Below are 17,441 nucleotides of genomic sequence, written 5' to 3' on the forward strand. Positions count from 1 at the left end.
CTTGCCCGCAATGGCCTGGGAGAAGGACGACAGTGGCCGAGACGATCTTCGAAGCATTTCGCGCGAGTACTGCCGCAGCGCCGGACAACGCCTTCATCTGCGTGCCGGCCGGCACCTCCTACGCCTCCGATGGAATTGAGTGGACCTATCAAGATGTCATGCGGCGCGTGGCGGCTCTCACCGAATGCTACAGGCACGCCGGATATGGGCTTGGACATCGCGTCGCCTTGCTCGTCGAAAACAGACCCGACTATTTTCTGCACTTGCTTGCGCTCAATGCCGTGGGAGCAAGCGTGGTGCCGGTTAACCCCGATCACCGACACGCCGAACTGCTCTACCAGATGCAGCACAGCGGCGTGGTCCTTGCGGTCGCCCTTCCCCATCACGTTGAACGGCTGACTGCAGTTGCGGACGAATTGGCAGGTCAGTTCGTCGTCCTCACCGTGGACAGCTTGCCGGAACGGCTGCCCTCGCCGGCACGACCTGCGGCCACCGGCACGCTCGATCGACAAACCGAGGCAGGGATTTTCTATACATCCGGCACGACTGGCCGCCCGAAAGGCTGCCTGACCACAAACGACTATTGGCTCTCCGCCGGCGAATGGTTCTTTATTCTTGCAGGAAGCGGCGGCCGCTTTTCGATCGCGCCGGGCCAAGATCGCCTATTCAACCCGATGCCGGTCTTCCACGTCCATGCTGGCGTAGTCGCCCTGATGCCGATGCTGCTGTCGCAGGGATGCGTAATCCGTCCCGAGTATTTTTCGGCGAAGCGTTGGTGGAACGAGGTATCAACCACCCGGGCGACCATCGTGCATTACATCGGAGCCGTACCACAGGCATTGGTCGCCCTGGAAAGTTCGCCGGACGAACGTGCGCATGGCGTCCGATTTGGCTTTGGCGCAGGAATGGAGCCTTCCATTCACCGCGAATTCGAGGAACGCTTTGGCATCCCTCATCTCGAGGTCTGGGGCATGACCGAGGTTGGACGCTGGACGGCCAACGATCAGGATCCGCGGCCAATCGGCGTGCGGGCGATCGGGCGTGCGGTTGGTCCACTCGAGGCAAGGGTCGTCGGCGAACACAACAGCGACGTTGCGGCAGGAGCCGAAGGCGAGCTTGTCGTCCGGCTGGCCGGCGAAAATCCTCGCAAAGGCTTCTTTGCCGGCTATCTCGATGACGAGGCCGCAACCGAGGCCGGGTGGAGCGGAGGCTGGTGGCATTCGGGCGACATTGTTCGCCAGGACGAAGACGGGATCATCTATTTCGTCGATCGGCGCAAGAACATGATCCGGCGCTCTGGCGAAAACATTGCGGCCACCGAAGTGGAGACCGTACTTTGCCGGCACCCCGCGGTTGATCAGATTGCGATTCTGGCTGTCCCTGACGAGAAGGCGGGAGAAGAGATCTTTGCCTGCGTCGTCCCTGCCCCGAACCGTATGGCCGACTATCAGCTTGCGCACGACATCGCCAACTATTGCAAGGAGCAGCTCGCCTACTACAAGGCTCCCGGATGGATTCTGTTCCTCGATCGGATGCCAGTCACTGCTACTCAGAAGATCAACAAGGCGCAAATCTTCGCACCCGACTTGGATCCCCGGACCCTCGCCGGCGCAATTGACCTGCGCGGAATGAAGAAGCGCAGTTAGCTACAAGCTCCTCAGTTTGCCACTCTTCTTGGCGGAAAGAACGCGTCGAGAAGGTCGTGACAAGCCGCTTCTCCCTCCGCGGCGGATATCGTTCTTGGATCGGCAGCCCAGCCGGACCACAGACCTTCGGTAAGCTGAGTGAGCGTGATCGCAAGACGGTCGGGGTTGACTTTGGCACCCCGCGCATTCGCGGCGCGCTGCATAAGGTTGGCCAAGCCACGGCGATACGGCCGGTTCAGCTTGTGATAAATCTCGGCAAGATCAGGAGACCAACGCGACGTGCTGGCCAGAGCGACCCAGACCAGGACCCTTTCCGGCGTGAACACGGGCGCCCGAAAACTTGCGTTGACGATAGCGTGCAAGCGGTCCAGCGGATCTTGGCCGGCCGCCTCCGCCGCGGCTCTCGTCGCCAGTTCAAAATCCTTGGCCACTTCCCCTACCGCGTGAAGCAACAACGCGTCCTTCCCTGGAAAATAGTGCCCGATCAGACCGCGCGAAAAGCCGGCCGCCTCGCAAATGGTCGCCACTGTCACGTCCTTGTAGCCGCGCTCCGCGATCGCCTTCATGACTGCGATCACGAACTCATGTCGCTTTGCTTCCTGATCGGACGATCCCACCGGGCGTCCCCGCGCCCGTTTTTCCGTCTTCTGCAAGCAACGATCTCCTCTTCCCGGCTCACCGGGCACACTAAATCATCGAATTTCTTTGAATGTCCATTCAATTTCGCACCCGCGCCCATGTGAGAGCTTTTGCGCTGAAGCAAGGTGCCGGATCGCAAAAACCACGTTGGTTTTTCCCGTTAAGCTTCAGGAACGATGCAAACCATTTTCCGGTATTTGGCCTGGATTAGGCTAGCATTGCCTGCATTCGCAGGAGAGTGGAGCCCGGCACTTCAGCTCTCTCTGCCAGGCCAGTACTTCGCCTTGGTTGCAATCCAGCGCTCCGCGTCGGCTTCCGTATCAAAATCTCCGATGTGAGAATCCGGCCCATTGCCGGTCTTGACCGCTACAAACCAGCGACCGTCTTTTGTCTTCTCCGGCTGAAAATGAGGCGTCTTGGTCGTCATGCCACTCAGTATGCGATGTTGATGTCCAACATTCCACACGCCGCGACTGCGACGGAGGCTTAGCCCATTCGGGGCATGACAATAACGTATAAGGTCCATCAAGGACGCGGAGAGCGTCGCCGGAAACGAAGAGCCCGTATTCGCACGGATACAACGAGCGTGTTCTGAGGCCCATGATCGAACCCTCGGCGGATAGCGCATGGGACGTTCGCTATGCCAACACTGTCCAGGCAAGAGACGGAAGCGCTCGCATGCAAATGTGACGTTTGCGGTCGTCATATGGGCCTGTTGGCCGAACTACGCTCCGTTGGTAAGTACGAAGCGGTCCATGTGTTTCGTTGCTATGGCTGCAATTCAGTGAAGTCGGAGCAAGAGGCCCGGCGCTGATTGGGTATCTTTCGCGACGGCCTCATGCGAGGCATCTCGCAGGGAGATCTCGGCAAAAATCAATCACGGGCGCAGCAACGTTCGGTCCTGATCACTACTAGTTGGCCCGCTCTCCCGGCGCGATTCCTGGTGGTTTATCTCCCTGCGATTGGCGCAATCTCCGATCGTGCCTGAGACGCCAGTCGAATAGCGTCAGCCCGAAACTGTGGTGAGATCAAGCACCCACCGTGCGACGCAATATAATCCCTACTGCAGCCCCGCCCTCGTCGAGGCGACCAATCGCTTCGCCAGATTGCGATGATGATAACCATGCTGCCGGACGTCGTCGCGAATACCGTGGCTGACAGATCGAACGACACGCTTCTGTTTGCGCCACCTTCCGGCGATTGCCGAAGGGATAGAGCCACCCCGAATAACAACCAGAAGCTCGTTGCTCCTGTTCAAATAAACATCGTACATAACATTCCCCGCTTACTTGCCGTAAAGTCCAATCAACGCCTGGTTGCGAAGCAGCAGACCCTGCCCAGCGCGTTACGCTGGACGGTCTTCCGGAATCCCCTGCAAGGCCTGTCGAGCAACGCGCCCAAGAGCCCCAAGCGTCTTTTTCCCCTGCTGGGCGGCCCGCAGCAGCTTTCGCGCGATGAACTTCCTGGTTTCGTGATCGCCACCGCCGTTCGGGAGATCGCGGCAGACTTCATCCAGAACAACGTCGAGGTTAGCGGTCGTCCGCTCGTCAAACTGCTTCATGAAAAGGCTCGCAACGAAATGAAGACAAACACTCCGGGCGAAGGCCAAAACGTCCAAGCTTGGGCGATATCGCCGAAGTCCAATAGCGAGTTGGTAACATGAGGCTCACGACGTCCGACCGGCCAGTTCGGAACCGGACTTTTCCCCGTTTTCCCCGCCATTCCCGCGCGCGACGGCCTCGAGTACTGTCTCCGAATGAATTCGCCAGACCAGGCGCGGGACAGCGGCGAGGCCCGACCGCGCAAGATCATTCATATCGACATGGACGCGTTCTACGCGTCGGTGGAGCAACGGGACAATCCCGACTTGCGCGGCAAGCCACTGGCCGTCGGTGGCTCCGCAGAACGCGGCGTCGTGGCCGCAGCGAGCTATGAGGCCCGCAAGTTCGGGGTCCGCTCAGCAATGCCGTCGGTCACCGCAAAGCGTCAGTGTCCGGAGCTGGTTTTCGTGAAGCCGCGTTTCGAAGTCTACAAGGCCGTCAGCCGGCAAGTCCGGGACATCTTCGCCGAGCACACGGAAATCATCGAGCCGCTGTCGCTGGACGAGGCATATCTCGACGTCACCGAGAACATTCAGAAGATCGCGCTCGCAACCGAGATCGCTACCGCTATCAGGGCCAAAATCCTCGCCGAAACCGGCCTCACGGCCTCTGCCGGAATCTCCTACAACAAGTTCCTGGCGAAGCTCGCGTCCGACCATCGTAAGCCCAACGGCCAGTTCGTCATCACACCCGGGATGGGGCCTGCCTTCGTGGAGAATCTCCCCGTTGGCCGATTCCACGGCATCGGCCCGGCGACGACAGCCAAGTTCAACGGCCTCGGCATCTTCACCGGGCTCGACATCCGCAACCAGACGCTCGAGTTCATGAACGCGAATTTCGGCAAATCGGGCGCCTACTACTACTGGATCTCGCGCGGCGTCGACGAGCGTCCGGTTCGAGCGAACCGGATACGAAAGTCCATCGGCGAAGAGAATACATTCTCGAACGATTTGACAGCGTTCGACGCCCTGGCGGTCGAGCTCCGGCCGCTCATCGACAAAGTCTGGCGGCATTGCGAGAGCACCGGCAGCCGAGGGCGCACGGTGACGTTAAAGGTCAAGTTCTTCGATTTCGAGATCATTACCCGCAGCAGATCGGTGTCTAGCCCGGTATCTAACCGCGCTGACCTCGAGCGTCTGGCTATCGACCTGTTAGGGCACGAGATGCCCTTGCCAAAATCCGTACGCATGCTGGGCGTGTCGCTGTCAGCGCTCCATGACCAAGACCGAGCGGAACCTCAACTCGATCTCCCGATTTAGCACTCTCGATAGACGCACCTCTAATTTCAGATCGCCTGCTGCGCAAGCCGGCCCCGGATGACCTGACCGAGCGAAAACCGCCCTTCGGGCGAAATTTCATGGGTAGCATTCACGCAGAACTCGCCGGCCCCTTCCGCGCTCAGTCCATCGAACGACCGCCGCTTCCCATTGAACCATCTTGAGCTCTTTCCATTCTTTTCTCGCTGGACAGTGGGCAGAATTGGTCCAATCGTGCTGGGACAACGAGACGGCTTCATCGGTAACTCAGATCGGCTAATGGACATGAAGGCGAAAAAGCTCGCTGCCCTCTTCTTTCTGACGGCTTTCAACGCGTTGCCGGCAGGATCTGCCCTCACCTTGGAAAATATCAAGGCAAGGCTTGAAGCAGCTGGCTATTCGCAAATCCGCGAAGTGCCATCTGGCAAGATCAAGACGTTCAAGGCCACACGGGACGGGAAGGAACGGTCCATTCTCGTCGACAGCACCGGCCATATCCAGGAATTGCGATAGAGTCCTTGAGGCCCGAACCGCAATGGGGATCACCCGCGCAGCTGCAACGAGATCTCGGTGCTCGTGAACGTCCTCTCGGGTGTCAGCACCACCATGTCTACGACGGTCATCGAGCCCGGGTGGCTGTACACATATCTGACGTGCCAAAGCGGCCCGACGTCGGGTGAGATAACAAAATCTCCGGATTCGAGCGCGCGGGCGATCGTTCTGACTGCCACACTATTCTTTATCGGGAGGGAGAAAACTGCGTCGACAAGCGCCGCAAGGGTTACCCCATCAGCAAGGAAGGCGCGAGCAACGTTGTCCCCGTGAGCCTCCCGGAGGGCCGACACGATTGCGGCGACGGCTTCTGGGTTGTTCACTCTGCGCGCCTTGCTGAACCATGAGACGGTCAAAGGTAACCGGGCTTAACCGGTGACCTCATCCTCTTATAGGCCAGGAGCCCTTCCGTTGGTAACTCAAAGCGGACCGCCTTCACCCAGTCCGGAGCTCGCCCTTCGGCTCGATTCTGAAAAACAGCCCTTGCCACCAGCAGGAGGCGTAAACATCTATCATGTCGAGCAACGCAATATCCCTAACGGTAACAAGATGGACCTGACCGAAATCCAGAACTACGCGATACAGGCGAGAATGGCGTTCATCGTTGGCGCGGGAACGTTTGACCGCGTGTTCGCCGGCATCCGCTTTGCGGAGATCGACGGGTATCTTCTGTATGTCTACGCAAGAGACGAATCGAGCGCAGCCGAAATCGAGGACAATTTCGTTCTGCCCATCGCAATCGTTGCGTCGCAGATCGTCGGCCGGGAAATCGATGTCGTTGTCGTGCTACCGAAGGTCCTCCAGTGAGGGTCCCGCCAAGCGCCTGTTAGGCTTCTGCCGCCGCGGCTGCAGCTGTCGGATCGCCGCATACTGCACTTGTCCCAGCCACGTCTCGTTCGACGGCCAGAACACCGTATTGATCCGGATTTCGCGAGAGGCAGGACGGCCGTAATACAATCCCTGCCGATGTTATCGTAACTTGCAGAGCATTTTTCACCTTTCGAGTTTTTACAGGCCCATTGCAGCCGGCCGGAAAGGACCGCCCCTTGGACGGTCCTTTTCGATTCCACGGTCCGTTTCAGCGGCCATTGCGGGGATTCACCTTTGACGAAGGAGCAACTCGCTCGATACGCGGCAGACATCTTCCGACTGCTACGGGCGTTCCGCGCGATTAAGGATCGAGCCGCGCGGCGAAACGTTGTCGAGGCTGTCGAGGCAATGGCCGAAGGTCGCGTAGCCGACAAGGCCCTCGACGACAAAGGCGGAAAGCCTCATGCTTGAGCGATGTGCTGCGGGCTGGCTTAAGCCGGAGAACCGCTCTTGCCGTTCAATAGCTTCGGTGTGCTCCGGAGCCGAACCTGGAGACCAAGAAAAAGGACGTGGTTTGGTTCGCGCTTGACGACGATCGGCAGCTGACGGCCTTCGCCGGCATCTGGACCACGATCAAGGGGGTGATCGGGCACCAAGTCAAAGTCGATCCCAGGTTCTCACAACGTTTATGGCTTTTTGGCGAGGCCGGCGAACGCTGTCGTTGAGTCAATCCACCTCTAGGTCATGCCCGTTGTCCTCACTACAGACGAGGAGCGCGACGTATGGATGCGACGCCGTGAGATGAGGCAAGAGCGCTGCAACGACCTTTGCGGGACGAAACGCTTTGCGACTGTGAACCAGGGGACGGAACGAGGACCCGGCTACGTCATGAGCCTTGCTGTTGGCAAGCGCTCCGGAAGCGGCGCCAGCTATTTGACCTTGCGAGTTCCCGTTCGTCCAAGCGAAAGCTTTCGATGTATCCCCATCGACAGGGTATGCGGCGACTTGAAGATCTCAAAACCAAGGCGGTCTCGCGCGGCATCGCTTATTCTTACGCCATCTCTCGTATCTGGTTTGACCAAGCCTGTTTTCGGGATCAGCACGTAGTCGAGCACCGACTTGGCGTCGTTGGTCAGCCTGATGACGACGACCCACCGGCCGATCACCTTTCGAATGAATGGAATGCGGTACTGGTTTAGACACCCGGGATAGCGGTATGCGCGAGCAACGCGAAAGTCCAGCAAGACCTCCCTTCCGATAAGGACTTGGTCGCCCGATGAGTTTGCTTTTATGCCGAGCGCTTTGAGATCCGCCACGATCTCCCGGCGCAGCGCTCCTATCTCCTCTGCCCAATGCTCTTTCGCATCAATGTATGTATGGTCCCGTTCGGAAGTATAACCGATCAACCGGTAAGCTTCTCGAATAGTTCCGAAATGGCGAATGAAAGTGTGGAAGCTCGGCAATCCGACAGTGCTATTGATGATACCGGTGCTCAACCGTCCTCTTTTTTTGAGGGTCCGGCGCAATCGAACTAGCATTTCAGTTTCTGATACCTCGACACGCCGGTTAGCAAGAATCTTTTGGACGCGTTCGAAGGTGGACACGCTGATCACCGGGTCAATGCACCGTTCCACGCGAATCCACTGGTCGGGTGGATTGATGACTCTTGGCCCCTTAAGTTTGCGCGAGACTCGATTGTAAAGGAGGTTTCCGATAAAGGCTTCGTTTTTGAGAATGCGATAGATGAGCGCAGGATTCCAAGGGTGCCCCGTGGATGTCTCCACATTGCGGCGGTTCAGCTCTCTCGCTATCCATGCATCGCATTTTCCCTTGAGACATTGCGCGAAAATCCATTTGACGATGGTGACCTGATCCGGAGGCCCCGGCCGGATCTTCACGCGGTCGGATTGCAAAAATTTGGCTTCGCCCTTCTCCAGAAACATCTTCGGCCGCTGCTTCTGGTCAACCAGCTCGCGTCTGAGACCGTAGGTCTTCGGAGCACCTACCGAGAACCCTTGCCGGATAACCCGCGAGTGGGAGGCATGCACCCTGGCGGATAGATCGCGACTGAAGTCGGCGGCCTGCGTTCGCTTGAGATACTTTCCCAAGGTAGAGGCCAAACTGAAGTCATTCTTGAATCCCTCGGCGCAATATTCGACCTCCACCCCGGCTTGCCGGCAGAGGAACTCGTAGTGAGCACCTTCGTCTAGATCTTGAAACCGCCCCCACCGGCTCACGTCGTATACGAGAAGCTGACCATAATCGGCTGCGCCTGTTGTGACATCGCTTATCAACCGTCGAAGGCCTGCTCGGTTCTTGATCTGAAGGCCGCTTTTGCCTTCGTCCGCATAGGTCTTGACGATCGCCAGACGGTGCGCGCTGGCGTAAGCCGCGATCACTGCCATCTGGTTTGCGATTGAGTAGACTTGCTTTTCGGTAGACATGCGAACGTACTGCGCCGCTCGCCGTTCCATGTCACCTTTTGGAAGGTGATCCTTCCTTATCGTAAGTGCATTTGCCATGGGCACCCCGACGAGGCCAGCTTACTCCATCTTTGCCATGCCCCAAAACCAACTTTGAAAATATTCTCTTTGCCGTTGGGCAAATCATCGATCCAATCACACACCCGATCAATTTGCCGGCAGGCGCTGATCTCATATCGGTTCTATTTCCCGCACCGATCGGGGGCCTCGCCGAAGCCTGACGCCGGCACGCCCAAAGGTGCATCAAAGCGATAGCCGCCCCCGAGCCGGCCACTCCATGCGCTGACATCAGGAACTGGTCACCACCGCGGGATAGTGAAAAGCCGATCTTAAGTGAGTGACAACGTTGAACTTAGCTGAACGCGAAAGAGACGGCGACAGAAACGCCGCTTAGCCAGGAATGACTTCTCAACTCCCGCGGCATCGGAGGTTGTGCCGAATGTCGCCTGCCGCCTGCCAGGCGAGCCGCCACAGCCGCGCGGCTTGCGGGCCCTGTGTTTTGATGCCGTCAGGTACCATCGGGCTGTTACCTGCCGGATATTGCCATGCTCCGCGGAATCTGCTTCGACAACGATCATTGGTTGCACGAGCCGGCAGCCTGGTATGTCGACACGGAGCTTGCGGGAGATATGAAAACGGTGCGGTCATCCTTGCGTTCCGGTGACCGGTCTGGCCCGAGGCCGGCGACGCGCCGGCCGAAAGCCCCGTCCGCAAGCCGCGGACGCAAGGCCGAGTCCGACAAAGGCTCTGCGGCCGCAACGCCCAAGTCAGAGCGGTCGCGGGACCTCATCCTGCATTCCGCGGCCCAGCTGTTTCGTCGCCAGGGGTTTTCGGCAACGACGCTGCGCCAGATCGCAACCAGGGCCAAGATAAAGGCCGGTAGCATCTACTACCATTTCGACTCCAAGGAGCAGATTCTCGACGAGGTGCTGGACCGCGGCCTCCGCCACGTGTTCGAGACGGTGAAGAACTCGGTCGAGCGCGCCGGAAAAGTATCGCACCGGCGCAAGATCGGTCTTGCGATCGAGGCCCACCTCGTCGCGCTCCTCGAGACGAGCGATTTCACTTCAGCCAACATTCGAATCTACGGGCAATTGCCGGAGCAACTGAAGAAGCCGCACCGGCCGCTGCGGCGCGCATACGCGGAATATTGGGACCAGCTCTTCATCGATGCCCGGCGCGCCGGCGAGATCCGCGCCGACATGGAGGTGGTGCCATTGCGTATGTTCGTGATCGGAGCTCTCAACTGGACAATCGAATGGTTCAGGCTGGAAAACAGGGATGCCGTGCTTGAATTGGCCCGTCGCACGGAGACGCTGATCTTCGAAGGCGTCAATAAGCCCTGATCCCAATCTATCTGCCCTGCCAGACCGGCTTGCGCTTCTCTGCGAACGCTTTCGGCCCTTCGATCGCATCAAGACTGGCATAGGCCTCCTCATGCAGGCGCTCGGCCGCGACGAGGCCCTGCGCAAACCCCAGGTCCATCGCGGCAAGCATGCTCGCTTTGGCCGCCTTGACCGACAATGGCGCGCCCTCGACGATTTTCCGCGCCAGCTCAAGCGCACGTTCGCGCACGGCCTTTGGTGTATCCTCAAGCGAGTTCACGAAACCATGCTCCGCGAGCCGTTCGATCGCGATCGTCTCGCCCGTCAGAACCATCTCCATCAGTAGGGGTTGCGGCACCATCCAAAGCATCGGCACCGCCCACGGGGACCCGCGCCCCATCTTGACCTCGGTTATTCCCGCACGGGTGCCGCGCAGCCCGATCCTCAAGTCGCACTTCAGCGCAAGCATCATCCCGCCGGCCATCAAAGATCCCGTCATGGCAGCAATGATGGGCTTGGAGACCTTCCGCATCGCGTGCTGCATGGGATCACGCATCAGCGTCAGGACATCCACCCCGTCCCTCGCCCGGATTTCCGCGGCCTGCTTCAGATCCAGCCCTGCGCAGAATACCCCGCAATCCGCTGAGGTCAGGATGATCGCGCGGACCGAGGCGTCGGTTTCGACCCTGTCCCAGGCGTCGGTCAGGCCGTTCATCGCCTCGACCGAGAGCGCGTTCTTGCGTTCGGGGCGGTCTATGGTCACGGTCGCGATGCCGTCTTCGACGGAATAGCGGACTTGCTCTTTTTCAGCCACGATATCTTCTTCCTTGAATTCTAACATTTGTTAGAATACATCGCCGCACGCCAGATGCAAGAACATGGCGCAGCTCTTGAGGCAGGAGGAAGCAAGATGGCGTATCTCTGGACGCCCCCCGCGGAACTGGTGGAGCAGAGCAACCTGAGCGCGTTTCTTCGCGCCACCGGGCAGCCGGACTACGACACGCTGGCGGCCAAGGCCGACATCGATCCAGCCTGGCTCGCGCAGGAAGTGTTCGGGTTCTGTGACGTTCGCTTCTATCGCAAGCCCGAGAAGATCCTTGATCTTGCACGGGGCGAACCGTGGGCGCGCTGGTGCGTTGGCGGGACCACGAACATCGTCCTCAATTGCATCGACAAGCACCGCGGAACTGAAGTCTGGGACAAGACATTCCTGGTCTGGGAAGGCGAAGACAGGCGCGAGCAGCGGCGACTGACCTACGCCGAGTTCGCATCCGCTGTCGAACGGCTGGCATCGGGCCTGCGCAAGCTCGGCATCGGCAAGGGCGACGTCGTCGCGATCTACATGCCCAACCTGCCCGAAACCTTTATGGCTTTCTTTGCAATCCTGAAGATCGGGGCGATCGTGATGCCCCTGTTCTCCGGCTTCGGTCCCGACCCGATCCGGGCGCGGCTCAACCATGGTGAGGCGAAGGCCGTCATCACCGCGAACGGTACCTGGCGCCGGGGCGCTCCTGCTCCGCTTAAATCGGTTCTCGACGAGGCCCTGGAGACCGCACCAACCGTCCAGCATGTGATCGTGGCAAACCGCGGCGGGCTCGGCATCGACACACCCATCCAGGCGGGACGCGACCACTGGTGGGATGAGATCGCAAAGGAGGAAGCAAATTTCCCGACCGTCGAGATGGACGCGGAAGATCCCGCCATCCTTCTCTACACGTCGGGTACGACCGGCGAACCAAAGGGCTGCGTGTGGACGCATATCAGCTTCATTGGCTCAATGGTGACGCGGGATATGATCATCTGCGGCGACTTCAAGCCAACGGACCTGTTTTTCTTCTTCAGCGACATGGGATGGATGGTGGGCGCGATGTGCGCCTGCATTCCAAGCTTCGCTGGCGGCAGACTCCTCGTGGCCGAGGGGACGCCCGATTATCCCGATACGGGACGCTTCTGGCGCCTGATCGCCGATCACAAGGTCACCTATCTCGGTGTTTCACCGACCATCGTGCGCGGCATGATGCGCCATGGCGAGGAGGTCCAGCGGTACGACCTCTCGAGCCTGCGAATGACTGCTTCGGGCGGCGAGGCCTGGACGGAGGCACCGTGGCGATGGTTCTTCGAACACGTCTGCAAGTCAAAGATCCCAATCATCAATATTTCCGGCGGAACGGAAGTCGGCGGCTGCATCTTTACCGGCACCCCGAACCATCCAATGAACCCATGTTCGTTCTCCCGGCCTGCCCTCGGAGTCGGCGCGGATATCGTCGACATGGCGGGTAACCCTGTCCCCGACGGCGAGGTCGGCGAGCTGGTGCTGCGTCATGCATCGATCGGGCTCACCAAGAGCCTTTGGAAGGACGACCAGCGCTATCTCGAGAGCTACTGGAAGACGATTCCGGGAATCTGGGTGCATGGCGACTTTGCCATGCGCGGCAAGGACGGTCTCTATTACATTCTTGGCCGCTCGGACGACACCCTCAAGATTTCGGGCAAGCGCGTCGGTCCGGCAGAGCTCGAGGGCGTGCTGACCGCAACCGGCAAGGTCGCGGAAGCTGCCGTCTTCAGCGTCCCGCATCCGGTCAAAGGCTCCGCTATCGTTTGTGCTTGCGTGCCGAGTCCTGGTGCGAAAGACCCCCGCGCGCTGTCGGAAGAGCTTGCCCAGGCCCTGGTGCACGGAATGGGCACCTCGTACCGCCCGGAAAGGGTATTGCTGGTCGATGACCTGCCGAAGACGCGTAACATGAAGATCATGCGCCGCGTGCTTCGCGCAGTCTTCGAAGACAAGGACCCCGGCGATCTGTCGGCGCTCGCCAACCCCGAGGCGATCCACCATATCCGTCAGAAGCTCAAGGGATAGCTGCCGGCCCGGATTGGCCCGGACCAGGCGACGACGCATGGTGTGAAGTGAGACATCAAGGCAACCACTCAGGTCGGTTGCCTTGATGTCGATCAGACGATCCTAGATCGGGCAATCCTTGGGGAAAGCTGGCTTGCGCTTCTCAAGGTGCGAGGCCAGGCCTTCGCGGGCCTCATTGCCGGCAAAGCCGAGGATTTCGAGGGCGGTTGACGTGTCGAACAGCGGCCCGTTGACGCGAAGCCAGTTGTTCAACGCATATTTGGTCCAGCGGATCGCACTCTGTGCGCCGGTGGCGAGATCCTGCGCCGTTTCCAATGCGATGCCTTGCAGCTCCGCATCTTCGACGCACAGCGAAACCAGGCCGATCCGCTCGGCTTCCTCACCCGACAGCGGCTTGCACGTGAGCAGATAGTACTTTGCCTTCGCCAGTCCGCAGAGCAGCGGCCAGATGATACAGGCGACGTCGCCAGCGGCGACACCGAGCCGGGTGTGGCCGTCCACGATCCGCGCCGATTTGCCACAGATCGACACGTCGGCAAGGATCCCGACGACGAGGCCGGCGCCCACGGCGACGCCATTGATCGCCGAGATGATTGGCTTGTTGCAGTTGATGACGTTGTAGACGAGATCCTTGGCCTCTTTCCAGGTCGCCATCCGCGCGGCCGGATTGTCGAGCAGTGACTTGATCAGCTCGAAATCGCCGCCGGCCGAGAATGCCTTGCCCGCCCCCGTGACAATCACGGCGCTGATGTCGGGATCGCAGTCGATGTCTCTCCAGATGTGAGTGAGCTGTGTATGGGTCTCGGCGTCGACGGAGTTATAGGTCTCCGGCCGGTCGAAGGTGATCCGAAGGATCCGTTCAGCCGGATAGTCGAGCTTCAACCTCGTGTAGGCCGCGTACCGATTGGACATATTGATCTTCCCGCTTTTGGCGCCTAAGAAGCGCTACCAATTATTTCTAACAGATGTTAGAATTTGTAGTCGGCCGGCGCAAGCACTGGCTCGAAACAAGAATGTCGAAAGACAGCGCTCGAGGAAACGTTGATGGAAACCGGGCTCAGTATCCAGACAGGCGGCGGATCCGGCATCGGAACCGTCGGTGCACTGTTCGAGGTCTGTGCGGAGCTTCATGCCAACAGGCCTGCGATCGAATACCGCGGCCGGCACGTGACCTATGGGGAGTTGCGCGACCGGGTCCGTCGGTTGACCGTCCTGCTTGCCGCGCGGGGCCTGCAACGTGGCGACCGGCTTGGCCTGCTGTCGCGCAACCGTCCCGAATATCTCGAGATCGAGTTGGCGGCCGCCAATCTCGGGATCATCACGGCTTGCCTTAACTGGCGGTTGTCGGAGCGCGAACTCTCCTATTGCATCGAACTGGTGTCGCCCAAGCTGCTGCTGGTCGAGGCCGACCTCGCAGCAAGCCTCCCGCCGGCCGTCAAGGCGAATCCAATCCTGGAGATCGGATCTCAATACGAAAGCGAGCTTACGCGAGCAGACGGGCGGGCATCCCCGTCTGTCGCCGAACCGGAAGATGGGCTCGTCATTCTCTACACCAGCGGAACGACCGGCCTGCCGAAAGGTGCCGTGATTTCGCACCGCGCGATGGTCATGCGGGCGTTGGTATTCTCCTCCGAACTCGGTATCGCTCCGCACGACACATTCGTCGCATGGGCCCCCCTGTTCCACATGGCCTCGACCGATCATGCGCTCGCCACCCTGCTGCGCGGCGGAACTGTCGTTGTGATCGACGGCTTCCAGCTGGAACCGCTGCTGATGGCCGTTTCCCAACACGACATCGGCTGGCTGGTCCTCATTCCCGGCATGGTAGAGGCGCTTATCGATGGTCTGAAAGCGCAACGCACCAAGGTGAAGGGAGTGCGGGTGTGCGGAGCCATGGCGGATCTGGTCGCCCCGCACGCCATTGCCGAGGTCACCGAAATGCTCGGCGCCCCCTATCTCAACAGCTTCGGCTCGACCGAGACCGGCCTGCCGCCGGCGACGCGGGCGCTGATTGCGCCAGGCGATGTGCCGGCCAGCCTGTCCAAGCGGCAAAATGCGTTCTGCCAGATCAAGCTGGTGGATACCTCCGACAACGAGGTCGCGCCCGGCGAGCCCGGCGAGTTGGTCATTCGCAGCCCGACACTATTCTCCGGCTATTGGCGCGCGGACGAGACCAACACGCGCGACTTCCGCGGCGGCTGGTTTCACATGGGCGACGTGTTCAGGCGCAACGCCGACGGATCGCTCGATTTCGTCGACCGCGCCAAATACCTGATCAAGTCGGGCGGCGAGAATATCTATCCCGCCGAAATCGAACGCGTCCTGCTAGGCGACGATCGGATCGCGGAAGTCGCAGTGGTCCGCGCTGCCGACCCAAGGTGGGGAGAGGCCCCCGTCGCCTTTGTCGCGTGCCGCGAAGGGGCTGCAATGACGGTAGCCGAGCTCACCGAACTGTGCCGCCGCGAGCTGGCGAGCTACAAGCGGCCGCGCGAATTCCGTTTCATTGCCTTTGGTGAATTCCCTCGCTCGACAAGTGGCAAGGTCCAACGCCACGAACTCGAACGCCTGTTGAAAGCTTCCACATGAGCGACACCAGCCTGAGAGGAAAGGTTGCCGTCATCGGCATCGGATTGTCGGCGGTCGGCAAGGTGCCAGGCCGCAGTCCACTCTCGCTTGCGGCAGAGGCCGCGGCAAACGCACTCACCGACGCCGGCCTCGCCAAGAGCCAGGTGGACGGCGTGCTGTCGAGCCATGCTTTCGCCTCCCCGTTCCATCGCTTCAGCGTTGCCTTCAGCGAGTATTTTGGAATCCGTCCGACCTTCTCGAACACGTTGCAGGTGTCCGGCGCCACGGCGGCGACGATGTTCAGCATTGGTGCGGCCGCCATTCACGGCGGCCTCGCCAAGGTGGTGCTACTGGTCGCGGCCGACAGCCTGATGACGGGGCTGACGCCGGATCTGGCGCTGCGTTCGCTCACCGAAAGCCGGGATCAGCAATACGAGATGCCGTTCGGCATTCCGGTTGTCAACACTTTCGCAATGACCGCGCACCGGCATATGAGGGAGTTCGGCACCACGCCCGAGCAGTTGGCGGAGGTCGCCGTCGTGCACAGGCGTCACGCGGCGCGGACCCCCGGCGCGCAGCAGACGGCGCCGATCACCGCAGCGGACGTGCTCAATTCGCCTATGGTCACCACGCCCTATCACAAGCTCGACTGTTCGCTGATCTCGGACGGCGGCGCGGCATTTGTCCTCACGTCGGCCGAGCATGCGAAGGCCCTCGGGATCGAGAAGCCGATTTTCGTCCTCGGTTGCGGCGAATGCTACACCCACGAGCACATCTTCCTGATGCCGTCCCTGACCACGACCGGTGCCGTCGAATCCAGCCGGCGGGCCTACGCAATGGCCGGCTACCAGCCGCGCGATATGGATGTCGCCGGCATCTATGACTGCTTCACGGGCACCGTGGTGATGATGCTTGAGGACCTCGGCTTCTGCCGGAAGGGTGAAGGCGGCCCGTTCGTCGCCGACGGACAAATGAGCTACGGCGGCCAAATACCCTCCAACACCCATGGCGGCCTGCTGTCATTCGCGCATTCCGGAATGCCTGGCGCCCTGTTCCACTTCCATGAGGTGATCGCGCAGCTGCGTGGGCAATGCGGCGAGCGGCAGGTCGACGGCGCCGCGCTCGGGCTGGTGCACAGCCTCGGAGCGGGATTCGCCACCAATGCCACGGCCATTCTGGGCACTGAGGGAACGCTGTGATGGCATCCGAGAATTCCACCCGAAAGCCCCTGCCCGCTCCGGATGCCGATACGACCGCATTCTGGCATGGCTTGCGCCACGGCAAGCTCCTGCTGCAGCACTGCCGCCGATGCCGCAACGTGCAGTACTACCAGCAAACCACATGTCGCGAGTGCGGCGGCGAAGAGCTCGAGCACAGGCCCGCGACCGGCCGCGGCAAGGTGCACTCCTTCAGCGTGGTCTATCGGGCTCCCGGCCCCGCATTCAAGGCGGATGTCCCTTATGCCGTGCTGCTCGTCGAACTCGACGAAGGGCCGCGCATGATCAGCACCCTGACGGGGAGCGATCCGGCGGACGTCACCTTCGACATGGAGGTCGAGCTCGCATTCGACCAGGTCTCCGACGACATAACTCTGCCGCGCTTCCGGAAAGCCTGAGGGATCCGCATGAGTTCTGCTTGCATCCGCGCGCGATCAATTCTAACAACTGTTAGAATTTTGCAGCACCTCGATTTTGTGGCGCTCGCACC

Annotated in this window: 18 protein-coding genes; 11 read left to right on the forward strand and 7 right to left on the reverse strand. The window is 60.3% G+C overall.

The genetic code is table 11. The annotated features are described in order from the left end of the window. Window positions 1–32 precede the first annotated feature (32 nt). Complete coding sequence (locus QJT82_RS30615; protein WP_028342791.1) at window positions 33–1,646, forward strand: AMP-binding protein; 1,614 nt, start codon at window positions 33–35, stop codon at window positions 1,644–1,646. Between the two features lie 11 nt (window positions 1,647–1,657). On the opposite strand, the gene QJT82_RS30620 is transcribed toward QJT82_RS30615, so the two are convergent. Beyond that, on the reverse strand, window positions 1,658–2,299 hold the full coding sequence (locus QJT82_RS30620) for a TetR family transcriptional regulator C-terminal domain-containing protein (RefSeq protein ID WP_028342792.1): 642 nt from the start codon (window positions 2,297–2,299) through the stop codon (window positions 1,658–1,660). Window positions 2,300–2,538: 239 nt separating this feature from the next. Further along, window positions 2,539–2,712: a hypothetical protein gene (locus tag QJT82_RS30625; protein WP_155258656.1), complete on the reverse strand. Its 174-nt coding sequence runs from the start codon at window positions 2,710–2,712 to the stop codon at window positions 2,539–2,541. Between the two features lie 696 nt (window positions 2,713–3,408). On the opposite strand from QJT82_RS30625, the gene QJT82_RS45630 reads away from it, so the two are divergent. From QJT82_RS45630 to QJT82_RS30640, 3 genes are all read left to right on the forward strand, one after another. Beyond that, window positions 3,409–3,948: a hypothetical protein gene (locus QJT82_RS45630; protein WP_155258657.1), complete on the forward strand. Its 540-nt coding sequence runs from the start codon at window positions 3,409–3,411 to the stop codon at window positions 3,946–3,948. A 93-nt stretch (window positions 3,949–4,041) separates the two neighbouring features. After that, window positions 4,042–5,145, forward strand: a complete 1,104-nt coding sequence (dinB, locus tag QJT82_RS30635; protein ID WP_028342794.1) for a DNA polymerase IV — start codon at window positions 4,042–4,044, stop codon at window positions 5,143–5,145. 282 nt (window positions 5,146–5,427) lie between these two features. Continuing rightward, the gene (locus tag QJT82_RS30640; protein ID WP_155258658.1) at window positions 5,428–5,655 is read left to right on the forward strand and encodes a hypothetical protein; all 228 of its coding nucleotides are present in this window, start codon (window positions 5,428–5,430) and stop codon (window positions 5,653–5,655) included. Between the two features lie 29 nt (window positions 5,656–5,684). On the opposite strand, the gene QJT82_RS30645 is transcribed toward QJT82_RS30640, so the two are convergent. Beyond that, window positions 5,685–6,017: a hypothetical protein gene (locus QJT82_RS30645; protein WP_225162473.1), complete on the reverse strand. Its 333-nt coding sequence runs from the start codon at window positions 6,015–6,017 to the stop codon at window positions 5,685–5,687. Between the two features lie 226 nt (window positions 6,018–6,243). Between QJT82_RS30645 and QJT82_RS30650 the strand changes: the two genes are divergently transcribed. Next, window positions 6,244–6,501 carry a hypothetical protein gene (locus tag QJT82_RS30650; RefSeq protein ID WP_028342797.1) on the forward strand — a complete coding sequence of 86 codons (258 nt, stop codon included), beginning with the start codon at window positions 6,244–6,246 and terminating at the stop codon, window positions 6,499–6,501. Between the two features lie 345 nt (window positions 6,502–6,846). On the opposite strand, the gene QJT82_RS30655 is transcribed toward QJT82_RS30650, so the two are convergent. Continuing rightward, entirely contained in the window at window positions 6,847–6,969 is a 123-nt protein-coding gene (locus tag QJT82_RS30655) for a hypothetical protein (protein ID WP_259244196.1), read from the reverse strand. A 104-nt stretch (window positions 6,970–7,073) separates the two neighbouring features. Here QJT82_RS30655 and QJT82_RS30660 point away from each other — a divergent pair, with 104 nt between their 5' ends. Then, window positions 7,074–7,229: a hypothetical protein gene (locus QJT82_RS30660; protein WP_245288820.1), complete on the forward strand. Its 156-nt coding sequence runs from the start codon at window positions 7,074–7,076 to the stop codon at window positions 7,227–7,229. Between the two features lie 204 nt (window positions 7,230–7,433). Here QJT82_RS30660 and QJT82_RS30665 read toward each other — a convergent pair whose 3' ends face one another. Beyond that, on the reverse strand, window positions 7,434–9,026 hold the full coding sequence (locus tag QJT82_RS30665) for a recombinase family protein (RefSeq protein ID WP_259244198.1): 1,593 nt from the start codon (window positions 9,024–9,026) through the stop codon (window positions 7,434–7,436). A gap of 542 nt (window positions 9,027–9,568) precedes the next feature. Here QJT82_RS30665 and QJT82_RS30670 point away from each other — a divergent pair. After that, the gene (locus QJT82_RS30670) at window positions 9,569–10,333 is read left to right on the forward strand and encodes a TetR/AcrR family transcriptional regulator (protein WP_196238205.1); all 765 of its coding nucleotides are present in this window, start codon (window positions 9,569–9,571) and stop codon (window positions 10,331–10,333) included. Between the two features lie 7 nt (window positions 10,334–10,340). Here the strand turns inward: QJT82_RS30670 and QJT82_RS30675 are convergent, their stop codons facing one another. Further along, window positions 10,341–11,153, reverse strand: a complete 813-nt coding sequence (locus QJT82_RS30675; RefSeq protein WP_051448019.1) for an enoyl-CoA hydratase/isomerase family protein — start codon at window positions 11,151–11,153, stop codon at window positions 10,341–10,343. Window positions 11,154–11,222: 69 nt separating this feature from the next. On the opposite strand from QJT82_RS30675, the gene QJT82_RS30680 reads away from it, so the two are divergent. Next, window positions 11,223–13,169: an AMP-binding protein gene (locus tag QJT82_RS30680; RefSeq protein WP_028342800.1), complete on the forward strand. Its 1,947-nt coding sequence runs from the start codon at window positions 11,223–11,225 to the stop codon at window positions 13,167–13,169. Window positions 13,170–13,271: 102 nt separating this feature from the next. Here QJT82_RS30680 and QJT82_RS30685 read toward each other — a convergent pair whose 3' ends face one another. Next, window positions 13,272–14,081 (reverse strand): enoyl-CoA hydratase/isomerase family protein, encoded by an 810-nt coding sequence (locus tag QJT82_RS30685; RefSeq protein WP_028342801.1) that lies wholly within the window; start codon window positions 14,079–14,081, stop codon window positions 13,272–13,274. 132 nt (window positions 14,082–14,213) lie between these two features. Between QJT82_RS30685 and QJT82_RS30690 the strand changes: the two genes are divergently transcribed. Genes QJT82_RS30690 through QJT82_RS30700 form a run of 3 tightly spaced genes read left to right on the forward strand, consistent with a single transcriptional unit; the run spans window position 14,214 to window position 17,349 of the window. Continuing rightward, window positions 14,214–15,755, forward strand: a complete 1,542-nt coding sequence (locus QJT82_RS30690; protein ID WP_028342802.1) for an AMP-binding protein — start codon at window positions 14,214–14,216, stop codon at window positions 15,753–15,755. Continuing rightward, on the forward strand, window positions 15,752–16,933 hold the full coding sequence (locus QJT82_RS30695) for a thiolase (RefSeq protein ID WP_051448020.1): 1,182 nt from the start codon (window positions 15,752–15,754) through the stop codon (window positions 16,931–16,933). Before QJT82_RS30690 ends, QJT82_RS30695 begins: the two co-directional genes overlap by 4 nt. Continuing rightward, a complete protein-coding gene (locus tag QJT82_RS30700) occupies window positions 16,933–17,349 on the forward strand; it encodes a Zn-ribbon domain-containing OB-fold protein (protein ID WP_028342804.1) in 417 nt (138 codons plus the stop codon). The genes QJT82_RS30695 and QJT82_RS30700 overlap by 1 nt, the downstream gene beginning before the upstream one ends. Window positions 17,350–17,441 lie beyond the last annotated feature (92 nt).

The organism is Bradyrhizobium sp. Mp19, assembly GCF_029952935.1.
Lineage (GTDB): Bacteria > Pseudomonadota > Alphaproteobacteria > Rhizobiales > Xanthobacteraceae > Bradyrhizobium > Bradyrhizobium elkanii.